The organism is Kitasatospora sp. NPDC001683 (assembly GCF_053596495.1).
This window is the reverse complement of sequence record NZ_JBSFGK010000009.1, coordinates 19,408-37,024: the sequence shown is the minus strand read 5'-3', so window position 1 is coordinate 37,024 and position 17,617 is coordinate 19,408. Positions and strand designations below refer to the sequence as shown.

General features: G+C 72.2%; 10 protein-coding genes. 3 read left to right on the top strand and 7 right to left on the bottom strand.

All coding sequences use genetic code 11. The annotated features are described in order from the left end of the window. Positions 1 to 7: 7 nt before the first annotated feature. Positions 8 to 1,000 carry a helix-turn-helix domain-containing protein gene (locus ACWCYO_RS07245; protein ID WP_270150239.1) on the bottom strand — a complete coding sequence of 331 codons (993 nt, stop codon included), beginning with the start codon at positions 998 to 1,000 and terminating at the stop codon, positions 8 to 10. A 71-nt stretch (positions 1,001 to 1,071) separates the two neighbouring features. Between ACWCYO_RS07245 and ACWCYO_RS07240 the strand changes: the two genes are divergently transcribed. Both ACWCYO_RS07240 and ACWCYO_RS07235 read left to right on the top strand, forming a co-directional pair. Next, complete coding sequence (locus ACWCYO_RS07240; RefSeq protein ID WP_449783661.1) at positions 1,072 to 1,410, top strand: cupin domain-containing protein; 339 nt, start codon at positions 1,072 to 1,074, stop codon at positions 1,408 to 1,410. 422 nt (positions 1,411 to 1,832) lie between these two features. Beyond that, positions 1,833 to 2,123 carry a hypothetical protein gene (locus ACWCYO_RS07235; RefSeq protein ID WP_449783660.1) on the top strand — a complete coding sequence of 97 codons (291 nt, stop codon included), beginning with the start codon at positions 1,833 to 1,835 and terminating at the stop codon, positions 2,121 to 2,123. Positions 2,124 to 2,195: 72 nt separating this feature from the next. Here the strand turns inward: ACWCYO_RS07235 and ACWCYO_RS07230 are convergent, their stop codons facing one another. The 3 genes from ACWCYO_RS07230 to ACWCYO_RS07220 all read right to left on the bottom strand — a co-directional run bounded on the left by ACWCYO_RS07230 (position 2,196) and on the right by ACWCYO_RS07220 (position 4,727). After that, entirely contained in the window at positions 2,196 to 2,582 is a 387-nt protein-coding gene (locus tag ACWCYO_RS07230; RefSeq protein ID WP_449783659.1) for a hypothetical protein, read from the bottom strand. A 5-nt stretch (positions 2,583 to 2,587) separates the two neighbouring features. After that, positions 2,588 to 3,109, bottom strand: a complete 522-nt coding sequence (locus ACWCYO_RS07225) for a peptidylprolyl isomerase (RefSeq protein ID WP_449783658.1) — start codon at positions 3,107 to 3,109, stop codon at positions 2,588 to 2,590. A 223-nt stretch (positions 3,110 to 3,332) separates the two neighbouring features. Further along, positions 3,333 to 4,727, bottom strand: coding sequence for an ALF repeat-containing protein (locus tag ACWCYO_RS07220; protein WP_449783657.1), 1,395 nt, complete (start codon positions 4,725 to 4,727; stop codon positions 3,333 to 3,335). A 153-nt stretch (positions 4,728 to 4,880) separates the two neighbouring features. On the opposite strand from ACWCYO_RS07220, the gene ACWCYO_RS07215 reads away from it, so the two are divergent. Further along, entirely contained in the window at positions 4,881 to 5,825 is a 945-nt protein-coding gene (locus ACWCYO_RS07215) for an NAD-dependent epimerase/dehydratase family protein (RefSeq protein ID WP_449783656.1), read from the top strand. A 12-nt stretch (positions 5,826 to 5,837) separates the two neighbouring features. On the opposite strand, the gene ACWCYO_RS07210 is transcribed toward ACWCYO_RS07215, so the two are convergent. From ACWCYO_RS07210 to ACWCYO_RS07200, 3 genes are all read right to left on the bottom strand, one after another. Then, a complete protein-coding gene (locus ACWCYO_RS07210) occupies positions 5,838 to 6,167 on the bottom strand; it encodes a DUF1330 domain-containing protein (RefSeq protein ID WP_270150230.1) in 330 nt (109 codons plus the stop codon). 154 nt (positions 6,168 to 6,321) lie between these two features. Further along, positions 6,322 to 6,906, bottom strand: coding sequence for an SMI1/KNR4 family protein (locus tag ACWCYO_RS07205; protein ID WP_270150229.1), 585 nt, complete (start codon positions 6,904 to 6,906; stop codon positions 6,322 to 6,324). A 12-nt stretch (positions 6,907 to 6,918) separates the two neighbouring features. Beyond that, positions 6,919 to 17,607 (bottom strand): LamG-like jellyroll fold domain-containing protein, encoded by a 10,689-nt coding sequence (locus tag ACWCYO_RS07200; RefSeq protein WP_449783655.1) that lies wholly within the window; start codon positions 17,605 to 17,607, stop codon positions 6,919 to 6,921. Between the last annotated feature and the right edge of the window lie 10 nt (positions 17,608 to 17,617).

The following is a 17,617-nucleotide window of genomic DNA, read 5'->3' as shown; positions in this document are numbered from 1 at the left end:
GTGGACTCTAGTTGACGCCCCCGAAGGTGCGCCGGTAGGCGCCGGGGGTGGTGCCGAGGGCGGCGTGGAAGCGGCGGCGCAGGTTGACGGCGGAGGCCAGGCCCACCCGGGTGGCGACGGCTTCCACCGGCAGGTCGGTCTGCTCCAGCAGGACCCGGGCGGCGTCGATGCGCCGGGCCAGCAGCCACTGGCCGGGGCTGGTGCCGAGCTGCTCGGTGAAGCGCCGGGCCAGGGTGCGGCCGGACAGGCCGGCGCGGGCGGCGAGGTCGTCCACGGTCAGCCGCTCCCCCAGCCGTTCCTGGGCCCATTCCAGCAGCGGGGCCAGCGACTCGTCCGCGCGGGCGGGCGCCGGGGTGGCGGCGTACTGCAGCTGGCTGCCCTCGCGGTGCGGGGGCAGCACCATGTGCCGGGCGACCTGGGCGGCGTAGGCGGCGCCGTGGTCGCGGCGCAGCAGGTGCAGGCACAGGTCGATGCCGGCGCCGGAGCCGGCGCTGGTGGCGACGTCGCCGTGGTCGACGTACAGCACGTCCCGGTCGACTTCCAGGGCGGGGTACTGGGCGGCGAGTTGGGCGGTGCGGCCCCAGTGGGTGGTGGCGCGGCGTCCGTCGAGCAGTCCGGCCTGGGCCAGGACGAAGGCGCCGGTGCAGATGGAGACGATCCGGGCGCCGCGGGCGTGGGCGGTGCGCAGCGCGTCCAGGACGGCGGGCGGCGCGGGTGAGCCGGGTGGCTGCCAGCCGGGGACGACGACGGTGTCGGCCTGCTCCAGTGTTTCCAGGCCGTTGTCGACCAGTAGGGGGACGCCGAGGTTGGTGGGTACCGGGCCGGGGTGCTCGGTGCACAGGGTGAGTTGGTAGTAGGAGGGCAGTCCGGCTCGCTCGGTGCCGAAGGCCTCGGCGGCGCAGGCGAGTTCGAAGGGTGCCTGGGGTGTGCCGAGCAGGGCCACCACCCGGTGGCGGTGCGGGTTCGGGGCTGGGGCGTCCATGGCGTCCGTGGCTTCCATGGCAGGAATGTACCTGAGGATGTCTTTCAGGACACTGGGGCGGTGGGGGTGCGGGCGGCCACAGTGGGGTCATGAACGAGAACGACGTACTGAACGACGGCACGCTGAAGACGGTCCTGATGGTCGATGAGGTGGAGACGGTCCCGGTCGGGCCGGGGATCGTGCGGCGCCGGCTGACCTCCACCGGGTACGCCCGCGCCTGGCTGATCGACTTCGAGCCGGGCAGCCGGTGGCCGGAGGTCGACGTGCACGACACCGAGGAGCGCTACTACGTGCTCAGCGGCGAGGTGATCGAGGGTGAGGAGCGTCACCCGGCGGGCTCCTACGTGGTGTTCGCGCCGGGTAGCCGGCACCGGCCGCGCACCGAGGTCGGTGCGCGGATCCTCGGGATCACCCTGGCCGCCGCCTGACGGGGCGCGGCGCCGGCCGGCCGTGCCGATGTCGCGGCCTTGTCACCGCTCGGGGGGATGCCAGGTGACCGGCCGGGGGCCGGCCGGGTGAAGGGGGGGGTGGCGGGCTGGCGGGAGCTATCAACTGCCGCTTGACACCTCGCCGTTCGAAGGCACCTGTCAGCGATTCTCGGCTGCCCGGGCGTGGGATCGGCCTCGTCATCCGGCGAAAGCCAAGCCGGGCGGCGCTCGGTTCCTGGGGCGGCAGGCTGAGAGCGCCCTCACGGGCCCTGTGCCCGTCGTCGCCGGGAGTGGCTCGGAGACGAAAGACCTGCGTGGAGCCGGTGTAAGACCATGCGTCAGCCAGGCGGTCGACTGCGAAGCGCGGACCGTGATCGCGTCCGAACGGCCGCGAACGGACCTTCCGGGCGGAAACGTCCGGATTGCTGAGCTCTGCCTATGGACTTGGCAACGAGACGTACGCCTGCACCTTCCACTGGAGCGTCGACGGACGGGAGTTCAGGGCGGAGCGCCCCGAGGGGCCGTGCCCGGAGGGCCGGGAGGTCACGGTGTGGCTGGACGGCCGGGGGCGGATGAGCACCGGGCGGCCGAGCTGGGTGACGGTGCCGCTGTTCGGCCTGTGCGTCCCGTTCGTGCTGGCCGGCGCGGTGCACCTGGGCCGCGGGGCGGCCGAGGACGTGACACTGTGGCGGCGCCGGGCGCAGCGGGACTGAGCGGCCGTGGCGTGGCGGGCTCTGTTGTCGCCGCCGCCCCTGCTTCGCGCCGGGGCGGCGGCTCGGCTTGCGCTACCGCCCCCCGAGGAGGGCGAGCACCTCGCGCGCCGCCGTCTGCCCGGCCCTGCGGTAGGCGTATTCGCTGGTGTCCACGAGGTGCACCGCGGTGTGGTGCACCACCAGCGCCAACGCCAGGGTGACGCCCGGCAGTTGCTCGGTCAGCTCGGCGCGCACGCCCTCCGCCAGCGCCGCGTGGAAAGCGTCGAGGTCCTCCTGCGGCAGCGGGCCGCCGCGCACGGTGGCCCCGGCCGCGACCTCCAGGTGCACGCCCTCCTCCCACGGCTCGAAGTCGACGGTGGCGTCCGCGAAGAGGCCGCAGCCGCCCTGGAAGACGTAGCGGGCCCGTACTCCGCGCACCGGGCGGGGCGGGAAGGTCTCCTGCGGTCCGGTGGCGGTCATGGCCGTCACGCGGGGGTGATCTCGACCTTGGTGATCACCACGTCCTCGACCGGGCGCTCGCCCTCGGTGGGGGTGGCGGCGATGGCGTCCACCACGGCCTTGGAGGCGGCGTCGGCGACCTGGCCGAAGATGGTGTGCCGACGGTTGAGGTGGGTGGGGGTGCCGACCGTGATGAAGAACTGCGAACCGTTGGTGCCCGGGCCGGAGTTGGCCATCGCCAGCAGGTACGGCTTGGTGAAGAACAGCTCCGGGTGGAACTCGTCCGCGAAGGCGTAGCCCGGGCCGCCGGTGCCGGTGCCGGTCGGGTCGCCGCCCTGGATCATGAAGCCCTTGACCACCCGGTGGAACGTCGTGCCGTCGTAGTACGGGCCGCTGCCCGGCTCGCCGGTGCGCGGGTCGGTGTACTCCCGGGTGCCCTCGGCGAGTTCGACGAAGTTGCGGACCGTCTTCGGCGCGTGGAACGGGAACAGTTCCAGCCGGATCGGGCCCTCGGTGGTGTGCAGGGTGGCGAACCGGGCGTTGGCCACGGGTGACTCCTCTTGTTCGTGCTGCTCGGTGGTCGGGGGGCATCCTGACACAATGCGGGATTCGTGGCCGAACCGGTACCGGCGACGGTGCGGCGGACCGGCCGGACCGAGGCGACCAACTCACGCTGCTCCCCGACCTCGAAGACCGTTCGCGAGGTCACCGGACCACCTGTCCGGATTCAGGCGATTCGGCCAACACTGGCCGACATCGCTAAGAACGGTGTCAGCTCTCGGTGGAGCGGCGGCGGGAGAGGGCGACCAGTGCGGCCCCGGCGGCGACGGCCGCGGCGGCGCCGCCGGCCTCCCAGCCGAGCCCGTCGGTGCCGGTGGCGGCGAGCATGTCGGCCCCGGAGGCGACGGTGGTGGTGCCCGTGGTGGAGCCGGTGGTGCCGGTGGTGGTGGTCCCGGTGAGGGCGGCCGGCTGGACGGTCTGCGGCTGCTGGGTGCCCTGGTCCTGCTGCCCGGCGGGCTGGTCGGCCGGCTGGTCGGCCGGCTTGTCGGCGGGCTTGTCGGCGGGCCTGTCCGCCGGCTTGTTCGCGGCGGCCTCGTCCGCGGCGCGGGCCGTGGCCCAGCCCTCGGCGAGGAACTTCGCGATGTCAGCGTCGCTGCCCTCCATCGCCTTGGCGGCAGCGTCGCGCACGGCCGGGCCGCCGGTCTCGATCAGCTGGGAGACCTTGATCCGGTTGTCGGAGGCGCGCAGCTTGGGCAGGTCGCGCAGGAAGGCGGCGATGTCGGCCGGGGTGCCGCTGAGTGCCTTCTTGGCGGCCTCGAGGGTGTGCGGGCCGGTGTTCTTGTCGGACAGGGCGACGAACAGCGCGACGCGGTCGTCCTCGGCCTGGGCGGCGGGCCAGCCCTCGGCGAGGAACTTCGCGATGTCAGCGTCGCTGCCGTCCATCGCCTTGGCGGCGGCCTCGCGCACGGCCCGGCCGCCGGTCTCCATGAGTTGGGAGACCTTGATCCGGTTGTCGTCGCCGCGGTTCTTGGCCAGGTCGACCTCCAGGAAGTGCCGCAGGTCCGCCGCACTGCCCTTGAGCGCCTTCTCGCCGGCCTCGCGCACCCCGCGCCCGGTGTTCGGGTCGGCCAGGATCCGCTGGATCTCGGCCCGGTCGGCGTCCTCGGCCTGGGCGGCGGGCAGGCCCTCGGAGAGGAACTTCAGCAGGGCCGCCTCGCCGCCGTCCAGCGCCTTGCCGGCAGCCTCGCGCACGGCCGGGCCGCCGGAGGCCATGATCTGGGAGACCTTCACCCGCAGGTCGTCGCCGCGGTTCTTGGCCAGGTCGACCTCCAGGAAGTGCCGCAGGTCGGCGGCGCCGCCCTTGAGCGCCTTCTCGGCCGCCGCGCGCACCCCGGGGCCGGTGTCCTTGTCGTCCAGGATCTTCTGGATCTCGGCGCGGTCGCGCTGCTCCTGCCCTTCGGGGGCCTTGGGGCCGCTGCTGTTGCCCGGGCCGCCGTTGACGCCGTCGTCGCCGGGGGCGACGTCCGGTACGGAGCCGGAGGCGGTGTCAGGACCGGAGACCCCGGTCGGCTGGGGGGCGTCGGCGGCCGAGGCCGACGAGGGGAAGAGGACGGCGGGGGCCAGGACGGCGGCCGCGACGACTGCGGACACCCGGGGCAGCTTCATGCAGCGGAACCTGTATTTTCCTGTGAAGGGATCATGAACGCCCCACAGCATAGATCCTCTTTTACGATCGCCATACCAGATATTTGCCACCCTCCCCCGGACCCCGCCGACGGCGTGTCACACCTGCCGGCGGCACCCCCTAGGGTGGGGCGGGTGAGCTTTCATCTCGTCGTCGGACACGGGCCCGCCGGAGCCGCCACCGCCCGCCTGCTGGCCGAACAGGGCCATCAGGTCCGGGTCGTCACCCGCACCGGCCGCCCCGCCACGGCGGCCGTCGAAGGCGTCGAACACCTCGCCCTGGACGCGAGCGACCCCGCCCGGCTCTCCCAGGCCGCCCGCGGCGCCGTCGCGATCCACGGCTGCGCCGCGCCGCCGCTGCCGCAGTGGGCCGCGAAGTGGCCCGCCCTCGGCTCCGCGCTGTGCGCGGCGGCCGAGGACAGCGGCGCCGTGCTGGTCATGCTCGGCAACCTGTACGGCTACGGCGCGGTCGATGGTCCGATGACCGAGGGCCTGCCGCTCGCCGCGACCGGCCCCAAGGGCCGGGTGCGGGCGGCGGCCTGGGAGCAGGCGCGGGCCCTGCACGAGGCCGGGCGGATCCGCGCGGTCGAGGTGCGGGCCTCGGACTTCTTCGGCCCCGGCGTCACCGACGGCGGCCACCTCGCCTCCCGCGCGATGCCGAACCTGCTGAAGGGCCGTCCGGTCGCCGTCCTCGGCGACCCGGACGCCCCGCACAGCTGGACCTACCTGCCCGACGTGGCCCGCGCGATGGCCGAACTCGCCGGCGAGGAACGGGCCTGGGGCCGGCCCTGGCACGTGCCCACCGCCCCCGCCCTGCCGGTGCGCACCATGGTCGAACGCCTGGCCGCCGAGGCCGGCACCGGCCCGGTCCCGGTGCGGCGCCTGTCCCCCGTGCTGCTGGGCGTGGCCGGGCTGTTCTCCCCGCTGCTGCGTGAACTGCGCGAGACGCGCTACCAGTTCGACCGCCCCTTCGTCGTGGACTCCTCCGCGTACGAGGCGGAGTTCACCGTCCGCGCGACTCCGCTGGAGGAGCAGCTCGCGGCCACCGTCGGCTGGTGGCGCGAGCGGGTCCGCGCCTGAGGCCCCCGGGCCTCAGTGCTCCTTGAGGCGGTTCGCACCCCGGTAGCCGGCCGGCACGCCCTCGGCGATGATCGCGTCGGCGACCATGTGCCGGGTGCGCAGCGGCAGGATCTCCCGGTAGGCGGGCGAGTCGTACCAGGCGCGGGCCCGCTCGTAGTCGGGGAACTCGATGAGGATCAGCCCGAGCCGGCCCCAACTGCCCTCCAGCGTCTCGAACTTGCCGCCGTGGACGACGAATCGCCCGCCGAAGGCGTCGAGGGTGGCGTCGATGCGCTCCAGGTACTCGACGATGTCGGGGCACATCTCGGCGGAGTGGACCTGGGCCAGGGCGTAGGCGGTCATTGCTGCTCCCGTGGTGTCGGAGGGGCTCGTCGTGCTGACGTCTCCGACGGTAGGGCGCGGCGGGTGCGGGGCGAATCGGTCACGCATCAGTAGGGGTGACGTACGTACGGCCTGGAGGCGGCCGACCCCGGGTTCCGGGGGCCGCCGCCTCGCCTCAGCCGCCGTTGTAGGAGCCGGAGTCGTATCGCTCGGTGTCGCGGCGGTACTCGTCCTGCCAGTGCAGGAACTCGTGGCCGCCCTTGCCGAACCTGCGCTGCAGCTTGTCGGGGAGGCCGCCGGTGCAGGCCCTCGCCAGGAATTCCACGATCCCGAACGGCAGGACCGTCAATTCCCCGGCGTCGTAGAGGCACACTGGCCAGTCAGCGCTCGATTCGCCCTCGATGCGCCACAGGTAGTAGACGCCACCCTCGTCCATGCCCCAGTGGATGTACGACTCGCCGTCGCCCAGGATTTCCGCATTCCTGGGCTTGGCGGCCGCCCGGCGGAACGTTCCGGTGATCTCCACAATGCTTGAGCTGTACCGGTGGCCGGGCGCCTTCGCCGGAGCCGCGATCGCCAGAAAGTCGTCAAGCGACCCGCCGCCGTAGACGGCGAGGAACTCCAGGTAGTCCGGCGGCAACCGAATCCCCAGCGCGGCCTCGGCCTCCGCCACCGCCTGCAGGTCCAGTGCCGCCCCCTCCGCACTGCCCGCCGACGGCGCAAGGACCCGCCGCAGACGTTCGAGTGCATCGCTTGTCATCGGTTTTCTCCTCTAATCCATCGGGCCTGTCGGAACCGGGATCACTGGACTCTCTCGGAAGTCGAATGCGCGCCCGAGATTGTACCACTGGCTGTTTTTGGTGCTCCAGATCTTGTTCTCAATCGTCCACGTCTTATCGATTCCCGGAGTTCCATCGCGATTGACCCCCTTCGCGGTCATCACGAACTCGTACGGCACCGTCCTGTTCCCGGCGTAGTTCGGTGTCACCGTGTATCGGACCACTTGGTGTTGCTTGGTGATCGTCCGGAAGACCTCCGACTCGACGTCTTCCATGTTGGGGCTCATTCCCGGATCGCCCTCAGCCACGGCGTCGTCGTTCGCCGCCCTGGAACAGGTGGCTAGGTTGTCCAAGTCGGTGCCGCTCCCGCTCAGCCGCTTACCGAGCAGGTGGCAGTTGTTGATCCATTGCCAGGGTTTGTCGTTCCCCAAGTAGTAGCTGTAATTCCGCGCCCAGTTGTACCCGGGCGGGCGGGTGTCCCGTTCGGTGGTGCTGCCCTCGTGTGCCGCGAGGTACTCCTCGTCGAGGCAGGCGTTCATCTGCGTCGCCCGCATTCCATTGGCTGCGTCGCGGGTGCCAAGGCGGACCCAGCCCTTGCCGCCCTCACGGCAGGAGTTGTCGTTGCTCTGGTCGGTCCCGGGGCCGGCGCCGGGGGCCGAGTGGGTGTCGGTGTCCTGGTCCGGGGTGGTGTTCTGGTGCGTGGTCAGCTGGTTGAGCAGGTCGGCGGCGTGGTAGACCGCGGAGATGATCTTGATGATGTCGCCGGGCTTCGGCGGCTCCCAGTCGGGCTTCGGCGGGGGCCGTTCGATGGTGGTCTTGCGGGGATCCCAGAGCGGCTTCGGGATCGTGATCGGGACCGGTCGCGTGATCGTGCCGGTCGGCCGGTGGAACTTCGCCGGGCGGACCTTGGTGGGCGTCGTTCCGCCGCACCTCGACCAGCAGGTGTCGTCGTCCGCCGCGGTGTCGGGCGCTGCCGCGGCGCCCGCGGCGGCGGCCGCGGCAGCGGCGGCGGCCATCTGGGAGGCCCGGGCGCGGGCGTCCGCCTTGTCCAGCTGGATGTCCCAGCTGCCGGGGATCGTGGTGGCGGGGGCGTACGTCGTGGAGGCGGCCGCCGCACTGCTGCCGGCGTGGGAGGAGGAGCCGGAGAACTTGTCGGAGAGCCAGTTCCACGAGTTCTTGATGCCGCTGATCGTGTTGTTGTAGATCTGCCCGCCGGCCCTGGCCATGTCGTTGCACTTCGCCTGGCAGGCGCTGATGAGTGCGGAGCCGGCGCCGACGATGACCGTCACCTCGATGACACAGGCGTCTTCCAGGCAGTGCCCCGAGGGGTCGGTGCCGTTGAGGGGGCTGGCGTTGCCGTAGGTGTAGCGGTTGGCCTGGGCGGAGGGGCTGGGGCTCAGGAGGTAGGAGTCGCGGGAGGTGAAGCCTCCGGTGCCGGGGCGGTACCAGCGGGCGGCCATGTTGACGTCGCCGGTGGCGGGGTCGGTCCAGCCGCTCTGGTAGCCGAGGCTGGTGCCGGTGCCGCTGGTGGCGGTGGGCTTGCCGAAGGGGTCGTAGGTGGTGGTGCCGGTGACGGTGGTGCCGTTGTTGTCGAGGGTGGCGGTGACGTCGGTGTGCTTGTCGGTGCGCAGGCGCACGCTGCTGGTGCCGTTGCCGGCGCCGAGCAGGTTGCCGGCGGTGTCGCGGGCGTAGGTCCAGGTGCCGTCGCCGGTCAGGTTGTTGGAGCCGCCGTCGTAGCTGAACCGGGCGGCATTACGACTGGTGACGCGGTCGAGGCCGTCGTAGGTGTAGCTGGTGGTGCCCTCGGTGATCAGGCGGCCGAAGGCGTCGTAGGCGAGGGTGTCGTCCTTGCCTGCGGTGGTGACGGCGGCCAGGGTGCCGCGCGCGGTGTAGCGGTAGGTGCTGGTGCCGTCCGACAGCAGGCGGTTGCGTTCGTCGTAGGTGGCGGTGGCGGTGCCGTTGCCGGTGCGGTTGCCGGCCGCGTCCCAGGTGTAGGCGGTGGTGGTGCCGTCGGCGCTCCAGGAGGTGAGGCGCCCTGCCAGGTCGTAGCCGTAGCGGTTGTCCTTGACCGGGTCGGTGGCGGATCCGCTGACGGTCTTGCGGGTGAGGCGGTCATCCAGGTCGTACTCGTAGGCGGTGCCGGCCAGCGGGGTGGCGGTGGCGCCGACGGCGAGCAGCTGGTCGCCGGCCGGGCGGCCGAGCGGGTCGTAGCTCAGGCGCCGCTCGGAGACGGCCTTGTCCTTGGTGACGTCGACCGGGTCGGCCTGGATGTACCACTGCTTGCTGGGGCGGCCGTCGCCGTCGTAGCCGTACCAGTTCTTGATGTTCAGCTTGGGGTTGTTGGCCCAGTCGAGCTGGCCGTCGGCCTTGTAGCCGAGGACGGTCAGGCCGGTGTCCTTGTCCCGGCGCTTGGTGACGCGCCCGTCGGCGTCGTACTCCCAGGTCTGGTCGGGGGCGGTCAGGTCGGTGCCGGCCTTGATGAGCAGGCCGCGGTCGTTGTACGCGTACTGCTGGCCGTTGAGGGCGGAGGAGTCGTGCCGGATCAGGTGCCCGGCCTTGTCGTAGGCCAGCTCCCGGTCGGTGGTGCCGGCCTCCGCGCCGGTGCCGCTCTCGCGGACCAGACGGCCGAGCGGGTCGTAGCTGCTGGTGCGCACGATGCCGCCGGGCTCGGTGGCGCGCACGGCCTGGCCGGCCACGTCGTAGGAGGTGGTCCAGGTGCGGTCGGCGGCGGCGGGGTGGGCGGTGGTGGCGGGCTCGACGGTGGACTCGGGCAGGCCCCAGGTGTTGAAGGTGTAGACGGTGGTGTTGCCCTTGCCGTCGGTCAGGCGGGTGCGGTGGCCGGCGGCGTCGTAGCCGAGGGTGGTGGTGATCGCCTGGCCGGTGGCCACCGGTTCGGTGAGCTTGACCGGGCGGCCCAGCGCGTCGTAGTCGGTGCTGGTGACGGCGCCGGTGGCCGGGCTGGTGCTGGTGAGCGGCTTGCCCTCCAGGTCGAAGGTCGCGGTGGCGGTGCGCAGCACGGTGCCGGCCGCATCGAGGTCGTCGGTGGTGGCGGGGTTGCCGAGGCCGTCGTAGCGGGTGCGTACGGATTCGCCGAGGGGGGCGATGGTGCGCACGGCGCGGCCGAGGCCGTCGTACTCGACCTTGCTGACGCGTCCGACCGGGTCGGTGCTGGTGACGGTCTGGCCGGCGGGGTTGAAGGTGGCGGTGGTGCTGCTGCCGGCCGGGGTGGTGACGGCGGTGCGGTTGCCGGCGTCGTCCCAGGCGAACTTGGTGGTCAGGTTCTGCAGGGTGGGCTGGCGTTCGACGACGGTCGCGGTGAGGATGCGGCCGAGCTGGTCGTAGGTGGCCTCGCCGCGGGCGCCGAGCGGGTCGGTGGTGGACAGCTGGAGGCCGGTGGGGGTCCAGGTGGTGGCCCAGGTGGGCGGGGTGTCGTCGGTCTGGGGCTGGAAGGGGCCGGTGGAGTTGGGGGCGACGCGCTGGTTCTGGTGGCCGAGGCGGTCGTAGCCGAAGGTGGTGCGCCGTCCGGCCGGGTCGGTGGTGGCGGTGACCCGGGAGAGTTTGTCGTACTCGACGCGGCTGACGGGGTTGAGCGCGGTGGTGGCGCCGGGCGGGGTGTAGGCGGGCAGGCGGGTCTCGGTGACGCGGCCGAGCGCGTCGACGGCGGTCTTGGCGATCTGGCCGAGCGGGTCCTTGGTGGAGACGGCCTCGCCGAAGGCGTTGTAGCCGGTGGTGGTGGTCGGGCGGACGGTGGCGGCGGTGCCGCCTCCGCTCTCCGCCGAAACGGGCGGGGCGGTGGCCGAGATCCGCCGGCCGAGGGCGTCGTACTGGTAGGTGGCGGTGTAGGCGGCCGGGTCGGCGCCGGGGGCGTTGCCGTTGGGCGAGGTGGTGGAGGTGAGCAGGCCGCGCTGGTCGTAGCTGAAGGTGCTGACCGCGGTGGGGCCGCCGGCGCTGGAGGAGAGCTGGCTGCGGGTCAGGCGTCCGGCGGTGTCGTAGGTGCTGGTCTGGACGCTGTTCTCGGTGTCGCTGATCTTGAGGGTGCTGGTGGTGACGCGGTCGTCGGCGTCGTAGCCGAGGGTGGTGGTGCGCCCCAGGCCGTTCGGGTCGAGGACGGTCTGGGTGACGCGTCCGGAGGCGTCGACGGTGCGCACGGCGGTGGTGCGGCCGCCGCCGGTGGTCTGCTTGATCAGGTGGCCGGCGCCGTCGTACTCGTCGGCTTCCAGGACGATGGAGTGGGTGGTGCCGTCGGCCTGGGTGACGTTCTCGGCGGTGACGGTGGCGGGCAGGCCGTCGTCGAAGTAGGTGTAGCTGGTGACGGCGCCCATGGCGTCGGTGACCGAGGCCAGTCGGCCGGCCGGGTCGTAGGCGCGGGAGTCCGTGGTCAGGTCGCGTACGCCCTTGCCGTCGCCGTTCCAGCCCTCGACGACGGTGGTCGCCGGCTGGCTGCGCGGGGTGTAGGTGTAGCGGGTGACCTGGCCGAGGGCGTCGGTGACGGTGGCCGTGCGGCTGAGCGTGTCGTAGCCGTAGCGGGTGACGCCGCCCATCGCGTCGGTGTCGCTCTCCAGGCGGCCGGCGCTGTCGTAGCTGCTGGCGGTGGTGCGGGAGCCGTCGGTGCCGGCGATGTCGGTGGTGGTGGTGCTGGTGGGGCGGCCGTCGGCGTCGAAGGTGGCGGTGGTCTTGGTCTGGTGGGTGTCGCCGGTGACGGCGTCGGTGACCTTGGGGCCGGTCTGGGCGCTCTGGCGGCCGAGTTCGTCGTACTCGTAGGTGGTGGTGACGCCGTCGGGCTGGGCGTCGGAGGTCTCCTTGGACCAGATCCTGCGTCCGGCCGCGTTGTAGCCGTAGGTGAGGGTGAGGCCGCTGGGCAGGGTGGTGCGGGCCAGGTCGCCGGTGGGGTAGTAGGCGTAGGCGGTGACGGCGCCGGCGGCGGTGGTCTCGCTGGCGAGCAGCCCGGCGGGGGTGGTGCCGCCGCCGTAGGCGGGCTCGGTGCCGGTGGTGTAGCTGGTGCGGGTGGTGCGGCCGTCGGGGCGGGTGGTGGAGGCGGGCAGGCCGAGGGCGGTGTAGGCGACGGTGGTGCGGTAGGTGGTGTCACCGGGCCCGGCGGAGCGGGCGTCGCGGGTCTCGGTGGGCTTGTCGTTGCGCGGGTCGCGGGGGTTGGCGGGGTCGTAGTAGTAGCTGGTGTAGGAGGTCCAGCAGGAGTTGACGTCGCGGCAGGTGGTCAGCGAGACGGTGTTGCCGCGGGCGTCCTGGCCGCTGACGGTGGAGTGGCCGTTGGGGTCGGTGACGGTGTGGACGAAGCCGCCGGTGTCGTAGGTGTAGCTGGTGGTGTTGCCGGCTTCGTCGGTGCGGGAGATGAGGCGGTTGGCGCGGGTGGCGTCGTGGATCTCGGTGGTGGTGTTGCCCACCGGGTCGGTGAGGGTGACGCGGGAGGCGAGTTCGGTGGCCGAGGAGGCGGAGCGCGCCTGGTAGTGGGCGGCGACGCGTTCGGCGGACAGCGGGTGCTGGTAGATGGCGACCTCGTCGATCTGGCCGGTCAGCCAGGCCCAGCCGCCGTTGCCGGCGGGCCAGTTGCCGAGGTAGCCGCCGCCGAGGGTGAGGCGGTCCATGTCGAGGTGGTTGATGCCGCCGGAGGCGGTGCCGACCAGGGTGCCGTCCAGGTAGAGGGACTGGGTGCCCTTCTCGGCGCTGATCACGGCGTGGTGCCAGGAGCCGTCGGTGACGGTGTTGGCGGAGGTGATGGGGCCGCCGTTGAGGCCGTAGAACAGGCCGCGCAGCTTGCCGTCGGTGCCGACGTACAGGTCGGGGACGGTGTTGCCGCTGGTGTTGTTGGCCTGGTTCAGCAGGATGCCGGTGCCGCTGGTGCGGAACCACAGTTCGGCGGCGAGGTCGGTGGTCTGGCTGCGCACGATCTGGGCGGGCAGGTCGACGTAGGAGGTGTTGGTGCCGTTGAACTCGGCGGCGTGGCCGTCGCCGGGGCCGAAGACGCCGGTGGTGCCGGGCTTGGCGGCGCTCGCGTAGGTGCCGTTGCCCTTGATCGCGGCGACCTCGCTGGCGGCGGTGGTGCCGCCGCTCTCGTCCAGGCGCCAGTAGCCGCCGGGCGAGTCGGCGACGACGGAGCCGCGGTAGCCGACGCCCTGGCCGCCGACCTGGGCGCTGCGGGCGCGGTAGTGGGCGACGACGTCGCGGTCGCTCAGCGGGTGCTGGTAGAGGGCGACTTCGTCGATGGTGCCGGTGAAGTGGCTGATGTCGTCGGTGGGTGCGGCGGGCCAGAAGCGGGCGATGCCGGCGCCGAGGTAGGTGTGGGTGTTCTGCTGGTGGTCGACGGTGCCGTTCTGGACGCCGACGATCTGGCCGTCGAGGTAGACGGTCTGGGTGGTGCCCTGGACGGAGAAGACGGCGTGGTGCCAGGCGCCGTCGGTGACGGCGTTCGGGGAGGCGACGGTGGCGTCCGCGGTGCCGTAGAAGCGGTTGCGCAGCTTGCCGTCGGAGCCGATGTACATGACCGGGGTCCAGGTGCCGCCGATGCCGTTGGGGTCGTCGATGGTGCGGCTCTGGTCGCCGAGTAGCACGCCGGGGGTGGTGGTGTTGAACCAGAGTTCGACGGCGAGTTCGGTCTTGGCGTGCAGGACGTCCTGGGGGATCTCGATCTGGGACTTGGCGGAGCCGTCGAAGCGGGCGGCGGTGTCGTCGGTGGGGGCGAAGACGCCGGGGGCCTTCTTGACGACGGCGTCGCCGTAGGTGCCGGCCAGGCCGTTGCCGACCTCGCTGGCGGCGCTGGCGCCCTCGCGCTCGCCCAGGCGCCAGTAGGCGGCCGGGGCGGAGGCCTTGACGGCGTTGGTGTAGAGGAAGGAGCCGCCGCTGTAGGTGGGGTCGGAGAGCTTCCAGTCGCCGCCGGCGGCGTCGGTGACCTTGGTGACGCGCTCGGTGGTGGCGTCGTAGGTGACCTGGGCGCTGGTGCGGCCGGAGGGCAGGGTGGTCTTGGTGAGCTGGGCGCTGCCGGTGCGCAGGGCGTAGTGCTCGGCGACGGTCTGCTCGGTGAGCGGGTAGTCGTAGACCGCGGCCTCGTCGATCTGGCCGTTGAACCAGGACCAGCCGCCGTTGCTGGCGGGCCAGTTGCCGGCCCAGTTGCCGGTGTAGCCGCCGCCGAGGTAGGCGCGGTCCATGTTGAGGTGGTCGATGTCGCCGGCGGTGGTGCCGACCAGGGCGCCGTCGAGGAACATCGCGGTGTTGTCGCGGGCGCCGGCGAGCACGACGTGGTGCCAGGCGTTGTCGGTGACGTCCGCGGTGGAGGTCACCGGGGGGTTGGGGCTGTTGAACTTGCCGCGCAGTTTGTTGTCGGTGCCGACGTACAGGGCCGGGACGACGTTGTAGGGGGCTTCGCCCATGGCGCGGTTCTGGTAGCTGAGGATGACGCCGGGTGCGGCGGTGCGGAACCACAGTTCGACGCTGCGGTTGACGGAGGCGCTGATGGTGCGGTTGGGCAGCTCGATGTAGGAGGTGGCGCGGCCGTTGAGGGTGACGGCCTGGTTGCCGCTGGCGCCCAGGGCGCCGTCGGCGCCGAAGGTGACGTCGTTGGCGGAGGCCGGGGCGCGGTCGCTGACCTGGGCGTCGTTGAGCAGGGTGCTGCCGTCGGCCTGGCCCAGGCGCCAGTAGCCGACCGGGGCGGCGTCGCGCACGGCGGTGCGGTAGCGCGATCCGGTGCCGTAGTCGTAGACGGTGCAGCCGGTGGGGGCGGCGGGGGCGACGCCGGGCGGGCAGACCTTGGTGAGCTTGTCGCCGTCGTACTGGTAGGTCCAGCCGCCGGTGGAGCCGGTGGCGGTCACGGAGGTGACGTGCCGGCCGGTCCAGTTGAGGTTCAGGAAGCGGCCGGAGGCGGTGTCCTTGACCTGGACGAGGGTGCCGGAGGCGTAGACGAGGTCCTGGGTGTGGCCGGCGGTGTCGGTGATGCGGGTCAGGCGGCCGTCGGCGCCGAAGGTGTGGATCGTGCCGGTGCGGTCGGTCAGCGTCCAGCCGCCGCCGTCCGTCTTGCGCAGGTCGGCGGCCATGCCGCCGCCGGGCACGTAGGCGTTCTTGCCCGGGTCCCAGCCGAAGCGGGCGCGTGAGCCGTTGGCGGCGGTGAGCAGCACGTTGCCGGGCAGGGTGAGCCAGTTGCTGGTCTCGACCTGGACGCGCATGTCGAAGGGGGTGGACCAGCCGGCGCCGAAGGCGCCGTCGGTGCGCGGGTCGAGGGAGTTGTAGCTGCGGGTGACGGAGAGCTCGGGGCCGACGACGGGCAGGGCGGCGTCGGTGGCGGCGGTGGTGTAGTTGCCGGCGGCGGTGTTGACGCTGCGTCCGGTGTCGGCGGCGGTGGTGTACTGGTTGGGCTGGGGCAGGACGGTGCGGATGTAGGAGGCGGCGGTCCAGGGGCTGGCTCCGGCCCCGTCGCCGGCCATGGCGTACCAGGCGTACTGCTCGTTCCAGGTCAGCCAGCCGGGCGGGACGACGAAGCGGGGCTGGCGCTTGAGCCAGTCGGTCTGCTTGCAGTCGACGTGGGCGTCGCCGCCGACGACCCGGCAGACCTGGAACTGGTAGTCCAGTTCGGGATAGGGCGCGCGGTCGGGGTCGACGCCTTCGGCGGTGAGGGTGGGCTGGAGCTGGTAGACGACGGCGCCCGAGGGCGGGGCGAGGCGGGTGATGTACGGGGGGACGTTGACGGAGGAGATCTGGATGTTGACGGTCGGCACGCCCGCGTCAGCGTAGAAGTTGCTGACCTGGAACTGGTCCATGGTGAACGCGACGGTGTACGTGCCCTGTGGGAGGGCGCGGATGTGCGCGTCGACCACGGCGCTGCCGCCGGGCGGGACGTCGTTCGGCATCGCCGTCCAGGCGATGTTGGTGCCGTAGTTGGTGATGTTGTTGCCCCACTGGTCGAACAGCAGGTACGACATCTTGTAGTTGTTGGTGGGGGTCCAGGTGTCCATGCCGCGGTTCCACACGCGCAGGCGGACGATGCCCTCCTGGGTGGCGGTCACCGGCTGCTGGAGGCCCCAGAGTTCGTAGTCGGCGCCGTAGCGGGACCAGGTGACGTCCAGGACCGGCTGGCCGCCGTTGTTGTTGGCGCTGCCGAACTGCTTCCAGGAGTAGTTGTCCCAGACGTCGGTCTTGATGGCCAGGCCGTAGTTGGCGGTCCAGTGGTGGGTCCAGGAGTTGACCAGGTTGCGGCCGTCGGCGCCGAGGTCGATCGACTCCCAGGCCTCCGGGCAGGCCCAGGCGCTGGAGGAGCTGGGGCGCCAGCCGTGGGCGAAGGAGGGGGCGGCCAGCGCGGGGCCGGTGGAGGGGGCGTTCGAGCCGCGCACGGAGCTGGGCGACCACCAGGAGGTGACCTGGTGGATGGTCACGGTGCGCGGGGTGCAGCTGTAGGACCAGCCGTTGTAGAGGCTCAGGCGGGCGCCGAGGATGGTGGCGTTGCTGAGGGAGTCCTCGATGCCGGTGAACTTGACGTACGAGGAGGCCTGGTGCTTGCCGCCGTCGTTGGTGCCGACCTTGAGGACGGTGTCGCCGGAGAAGTCGACGTTGTAGCCGGTGTAGCCGTAGGTGGTCTCCACGGCGCGGACGGAGGAGAGCTGCGGGTCGACCTTGACGGGGTAGACGCGTTCGGGGGCGTGCAGCCAGGCCTCGTCAAGCTTGGCCTTGAGGGCCTGGCCGCCGGTGGGCAGCTGGATGAGCTCGTAGGTGACGCCGCCGGTGATCGCGCCTTCCTCGGTGTTGGGGGCGAAGTTGGAGTCCTGCATCCAGCCGGCGGGCATGCGTGCGCGCAGGGTGCCGGCGGCGTCGGTGAAGTGGACGGAGCCGTCGGCGTCCAGGGAGGCGCTCACGCCCTGCAGGCGCAGCGGGAAGATCCATTCGGTGGGCGCGGTGGCGTCCTTGAGGATCAGGTTCTCCTTGAAGGAGGAGTTGCCGGCGAGGATCGTCACGTCGGCCTTGGGCCGGGCCTCGGGGTAGGTGATGGTGTTGCCCTGCACGGTGCCCTGGACGGGGGCGGCGCCCTGGAGGCTGTAGCCGGCGAGGATGCCGTCGCCGAGCTGGAGCTGCACCAGGGGGTCGGCGTCGGCGGTGAGGCCGAGCTTGAGCTGCTGCTCGGTGGAGGTGGTGGTCCAGGAGTTCTGGACCGGGGCGGCGCGGCCGCCGGTGGCGGTGCCGTCGGCTGTCAGGGTGGTGTCGATGGCGGACCAGGAGCCGTTGGAGCGCTGGAAGTTGACCGGCTCGGGGTAGCTGCGGGTGGTGAAGGTCCCGTCGGCGTTCTGGAAGGTCCGTTGCTGCGCGGTGCGCTTTTCGGGGAGTTCCTTGCTGGTGGCCTCGTTGAAGCTCTTCGCCGGGTCGACCTTGGGGGTGGGCAGCGCGGCGGGCTTGCCGGTGGGCTTGGCCTCGGTGGCGGGCAGCTGCGCGGGCTGGGGCGTGAGGGTCTGGGCGGGGGCCTGGACGGGCTTGTCCTCGGGCAGTTCGCCCGGCGCGGGGGCCGCGTCCGGGTGCCCGGAGCCGTCCTTCGCGCTGGTCGCGGCGGTGGCGGCGTCGTGGCCGCGCCCCTCGGCGCTGCCCTGCTGCTGCTTGGGGCGGGGGCCGGGGTCGGCGGGCGCGGCGTCGGCGGCATGGCGCAGGACGGACTCGGCGAAGGCCGACCCTTCGGCGGTGCCGAGGACGACCATGGTCATGGCCAACAGG

Bases quoted from the DNA above. Each gene is read 5' to 3' on its own strand.
- ACWCYO_RS07245 (WP_270150239.1), bottom strand. From the start codon at position 1,000: ATGGAAGCCACGGACGCCATGGACGCCCCAGCCCCGAACCCGCACCGC.
- ACWCYO_RS07240 (WP_449783661.1), top strand. From the start codon at position 1,072: ATGAACGAGAACGACGTACTGAACGACGGCACGCTGAAGACGGTCCTG.
- ACWCYO_RS07230 (WP_449783659.1), bottom strand. From the start codon at position 2,582: ATGACCGCCACCGGACCGCAGGAGACCTTCCCGCCCCGCCCGGTGCGC.
- ACWCYO_RS07220 (WP_449783657.1), bottom strand. From the start codon at position 4,727: ATGAAGCTGCCCCGGGTGTCCGCAGTCGTCGCGGCCGCCGTCCTGGCC.
- ACWCYO_RS07210 (WP_270150230.1), bottom strand. From the start codon at position 6,167: ATGACCGCCTACGCCCTGGCCCAGGTCCACTCCGCCGAGATGTGCCCC.
- ACWCYO_RS07205 (WP_270150229.1), bottom strand. From the start codon at position 6,906: ATGACAAGCGATGCACTCGAACGTCTGCGGCGGGTCCTTGCGCCGTCG.
- ACWCYO_RS07200 (WP_449783655.1), bottom strand. From the start codon at position 17,607: ATGACCATGGTCGTCCTCGGCACCGCCGAAGGGTCGGCCTTCGCCGAG.